Annotated in this window: 4 protein-coding genes and 1 pseudogene; all 5 read left to right on the top strand. The window is 67.1% G+C overall.

The window, feature by feature from the left end; genetic code table 11:
- Positions 1-199 precede the first annotated feature (199 nt).
- Positions 200-1,747: a flagellin N-terminal helical domain-containing protein gene (locus APY03_RS19470; protein WP_068679200.1), complete on the top strand. Its 1,548-nt coding sequence runs from the start codon at positions 200-202 to the stop codon at positions 1,745-1,747.
- Positions 1,748-1,906: 159 nt separating this feature from the next.
- Complete coding sequence (fliD, locus tag APY03_RS19465) at positions 1,907-3,355, top strand: flagellar filament capping protein FliD (RefSeq protein ID WP_068679198.1); 1,449 nt, start codon at positions 1,907-1,909, stop codon at positions 3,353-3,355.
- Positions 3,356-3,376: 21 nt separating this feature from the next.
- Complete coding sequence (gene fliS / locus APY03_RS19460; protein WP_068679196.1) at positions 3,377-3,793, top strand: flagellar export chaperone FliS; 417 nt, start codon at positions 3,377-3,379, stop codon at positions 3,791-3,793.
- Between the two features lie 19 nt (positions 3,794-3,812).
- Positions 3,813-4,145 carry a flagellar protein FliT gene (locus APY03_RS19455; RefSeq protein ID WP_232081264.1) on the top strand — a complete coding sequence of 111 codons (333 nt, stop codon included), beginning with the start codon at positions 3,813-3,815 and terminating at the stop codon, positions 4,143-4,145.
- 25 nt (positions 4,146-4,170) lie between these two features.
- Positions 4,171-4,365: pseudogene (locus APY03_RS42575) on the top strand (flagellar hook-length control protein FliK); the annotation flags it as partial.

The raw sequence follows: 4,365 nt of genomic DNA, 5'->3' as shown, positions 1-4,365 counted from the left end.
CACCAGCGGCCCGGCAAAGCCGGTTCCGCGGTGTTCCTGGAATCAGGGGCGTGAACAGAGCTCTCGGATGGCCCTAAAGGTTTGGAAAGCGCTGCCGATAACTGAACCAACGATGGCTTGAATCTCACGGTGGGAAGCGGGTCCAGCGTTGCGGCCGGTTTGGCCGAAGTCCACAACCTTTGTTTATCAGGAGTCGAACATGGCGCAAGTCATCAACACCAACAGCCTCTCGCTGGTGGCGCAGAACAACCTCAACAAGTCGCAGAGTTCGCTGAACACCGCGATCGAGCGCCTGTCTTCCGGCATGCGCATCAACAGCGCGAAGGACGACGCCGCCGGCCAGGCCATCGCCAACCGCTTTACCGCCAACGTCAAGGGCCTGACCCAGGCCGCGCGCAATGCCAACGACGGCATCTCGCTCGCCCAGACGACGGAAGGCGCGCTGAACGAAATCAACAACAACCTGCAGCGCGTTCGCGAGCTGTCGGTGCAAGCCGCCAACGGCACGAACTCCTCGAGCGACCTGTCTTCGATCCAGGCTGAAATCAAGCAGCGCCTCGACGAAATCGACCGCGTGTCGGCCCAGACCCAGTTCAACGGCGTGAACGTGCTCGCCAAGGACAGCAAGCTGAGCATCCAGGTCGGCGCCAACGACGGCGAGACGATCGACATCAACCTGCAGGAAATCACCTCCAAGACGCTCGGCCTGGGCAACATGGACATCACGAAGAAGTCGCTCGACCTGTCGACCGTCAGCGCGACCGCGACGACCGTGGTCACCCCGGGTTCGACCGGTGCGACCACCTCGGTGAACCTGACGGCCGTCGACGGCGCCGCCGCCAGCTCGTACACCGTGTACGTCGACGACGCAGACGCCGACACGCTCTACGTGTCCGACGACGGCGGCACGACCTTCTACGCGGCCACCTACGACAGCGCATCCGGCACGCTCGGCTTCGACGGCTCCGCCGCGCTGGGTGCCGCTCCGACGGCGACGCTGGCGGCTGCCGGCCAGGAAATCTCCACCGGCACGGGCGCGACCGTCAACGTCGACAACGTCGTGGCAGTCAACACCGACGCCGCCGCGTCGATCGACATGTACGTCGACCAGAACGGCGACTGGTTCGTGTCGCGCGACGGCGGCACCAATGTCATCGCCGCGACCTTCGACGCGACGACCGGCCAGGTGACCTACGACAGCGGCGACTTCGCGACCGAAGCGGCTCCGGCCACCGGCATTTCCGACGCGATCACCAGCTACGAAGTGCCCCCGGTCGCGGTGCCCGACGTCACGGCCGACCTCTCCGGCCTGCCGGCGGCTTCGGTGGGCGCATCGCCCACCCTGCACAAGGTCACGAACGCCGACGGATCTGCCGGTGGCTACGTGGTCAAGGGCCAGGCGAATGGCGCCGACGTGTACTACAAGGCGAACGTGGCCAACGACGGCACCGTGACCCTGGGCGAGCAGTACAACCAGGACCCGCTGGCTTCGATCGACAAGGCCCTGGCCGGCGTCGACGAGCTGCGCAGCCAGCTCGGTGCGGTCCAGAACCGTTTCGAGTCGACCATCACGAACCTGAACAACACGACCAACAACCTGTCGGCCGCCCGTTCGCGTATCGAGGATGCCGACTACGCGGTGGAAGTGTCGAACATGACGCGCGCCCAGATCCTGCAGCAGGCCGGCACCTCCGTCCTGGCGCAGGCCAACCAGACCACGCAAGGCGTTCTCTCGCTGCTGCGCTGATCGGCAAATCGCGCCCGGCATCTGCCGCGAGGCAGGTGCGCGCGGCGCAGACACGGGGCCTTCGGGCCGCGCGTCTGCGCTTTTCCCTGCGGCTTCCTGGCGGAGGCCGCAGGGAAAAGCGAACAACCGGAACGCTACAAGCGAAGAGGAACAACAACCATGGCAGTCAGCAGCATCGGCGTCGGGTCAGGGCTCGACCTGGGTACCTTGCTCAAGCAGCTCGAGACCGCCGAGAGCCAGCCCCTGGTGGCGATCCAGAGCCGGGCGACCAGCTACACCACGAAGCTGTCGGCCTACTCGCAGGTGCAGAGCGCGCTCAACACCTTGAAGACCGCCGGCGACAAGCTCGCCGATCCGGCATTCTTCAAGACGGTGAAGGCCTCGGTCGGCGATGCCGACGTGCTGGGCGCGACGACCAGCGGCACCTCGGTGCCCGGCAGCTACGCCATCGACGTCACGCAGCTTGCGCAATCGCAGTCGCTGGTGTCGGCCGGGCAGGCGAGCGCGAAGACGGCGATCGGCAAGGGCACCATCACGATCAACTTCGGCACCATCGACGGCGGTACGCTGAACCCCGCTACGGGGCAGTACACCGGCGCGGGCTTCGATGCCGATGCCGAGCGCGAGCCGGCGCAGATCACCATCGGCGACAGCACCAACACGCTCGAAGGCATTCGCGATGCGATCAACAAGGCGAACGCCGGCGTCACCGCCAGCGTGGTGAACGACGGCAGCGGCACGCCCTACCGCCTGGTCCTGGTGTCGGCCCAGTCGGGCGAGGCCTCGACCATGCAGGTCTCGGTGGCCGGCGATGCCGCGCTGCAGAACCTGCTGGCCTACGACCCGGCCGGCACGCAGACGATGAAGCAGACCACCGTTGGGCAGGACGCCAGGCTCAACGTGAACGGCATCGACATCGTCAGCGCCAGCAACACCGTGCAGGAAGGCATCCAGGGCACCACACTGACGCTCGCGAAGACCGGCACGAGCAGCCTCAAGCTGACGAGCGACACCTCCGCGGTCTCGGCGGCCATCACCACCTTCGTCAACGCCTACAACAGCCTGCAGACCACCGCGTCCAAGCTCACGGCCTACAACGCCGACACCAAGACCGGCGCCGTCCTGATGGGCGACCAGACGCTGCGCAACGTGCTCACGCGGGTCCGCCAGACCCTCACGGGCGCGCAGGAGGGCGGACCCAACGACATGAAGGTGCTGTCGGAGATCGGCGTGAGCTTCCAGAAGGACGGCACGCTGGCGATCGATTCGGCAAAGCTCGCCGACGCGCTGAGCAAGAACCTGGAGGGCGTTGCCGGCCTGTTCTCCAGCGGCACCGGCAGTACCGGCGGCTACGGCAAGCAGATGAGCGCGCTGGTGACGGAAGTGACCTCCAGCGACGGTGCGCTGACGATCGCCACCGACGGCGTGAACGCCACGCTGGAAGACCTGAGCGACCAGTACAACGCGGTGCAGGCGCGCGTCGAGTCGACGGTGGAGCGCTACCGCGCCCAGTTCACGCAGCTCGACGTGCTGATCAACAGCCTCAACAACACCATGACCTATCTCACGCAGCAGTTCGATGCGATGAACGCCATGAGCAAGCAGTAAACAGCCCAACGAAAGCCGTCGATGTACACACCCCACAACCTCAGGACCGGCGCCGGCGCCTATGCGCGCCTGGGCGTCGAGACGCAGGCGATGAGCGCATCGCCGCACCAGCTCATCTGCATGCTGTTCGATGGCGCCATCACGGCCATCGGGCTGGCGCGGCACCACATCGCGGAGGGCGATGTCGCGGCCAAGGGGCGTGCGATCTCGAAGGCCGTTGGCATCGTCGCCAATGGCCTAAAGGCCAGCCTCGACGCGAAGGCGGCCGGCGCCGCTGGCGCTGAACTGGTGGCCAACCTGTCGGCGCTGTACGACTACGTGATCCGGCGCCTGCTGCAGGCCAACCTGCGCGACGACCCGCGCGCGCTCGACGAGGCCGAGTCGCTGCTCGAAAACGTGGCGTCCGCATGGCGCGAGGTCGGCGCCGCCGGGCGCTGACCAGGAAAGGGAGAAGGACATGGCCGCCACGAGCGAAGTCGTCCATTGCTATGCCGAGCTGGCTTCGACGCTGTCGCTGATGGCGACACTGGCTCGCGCGAAGGAATGGCACCGCCTGCCCGAGCTCGAGGCGCAGTGCGCGTCGGTGCTCCAGCGGCTGAGCGCCGTCTCTCCGCAGGAGACGCTGGGCCCTGCGCAGGTCGCCGAGGCACGCAGCCTGCTGCAGCGCATCCGCGCCGACCAGCAGACGGTGTGCGAGCTGGTCAAGCCGCAGCTGGCGCACCTGGTGGCCACGATGGCCGACCTGCAGAAGCGCAGCGAGCTCGACCGCGCCTACGGGCTGTCGCGCTGAGCACCGCCAAGGCACGCCCACCCGGATGAGCAGGCTCGGCGTACCGCCCGACAACGCACTGCTGGCCGCGAAACTCGCGCCGCGGCTGGAACTGGTCGCGCTGCAGCAGGGCCAGGTGGCAAGCGATGCCGAGCCCGGCCCGGTGGTCCAGGTCCAGAAGGTTGCGAACGATGTGCGCCTGCCCTCCCATATCACGCTGGAGCGCCAGTTGCCGGCCGGC

The sequence above is a fragment of the Variovorax sp. WDL1 genome, from assembly GCF_001541225.1.
Lineage (GTDB): Bacteria > Pseudomonadota > Gammaproteobacteria > Burkholderiales > Burkholderiaceae_C > Variovorax.
This window is presented reverse-complemented; position numbering and strand designations above follow the sequence as displayed.

Coding starts and splice junctions, on each gene's coding strand:
- APY03_RS19470 (WP_068679200.1), top strand. CDS start 200: ATGGCGCAAGTCATCAACACCAACAGCCTCTCGCTGGTGGCGCAGAAC.
- fliD (WP_068679198.1), top strand. CDS start 1,907: ATGGCAGTCAGCAGCATCGGCGTCGGGTCAGGGCTCGACCTGGGTACC.
- fliS (WP_068679196.1), top strand. CDS start 3,377: ATGTACACACCCCACAACCTCAGGACCGGCGCCGGCGCCTATGCGCGC.
- APY03_RS19455 (WP_232081264.1), top strand. CDS start 3,813: ATGGCCGCCACGAGCGAAGTCGTCCATTGCTATGCCGAGCTGGCTTCG.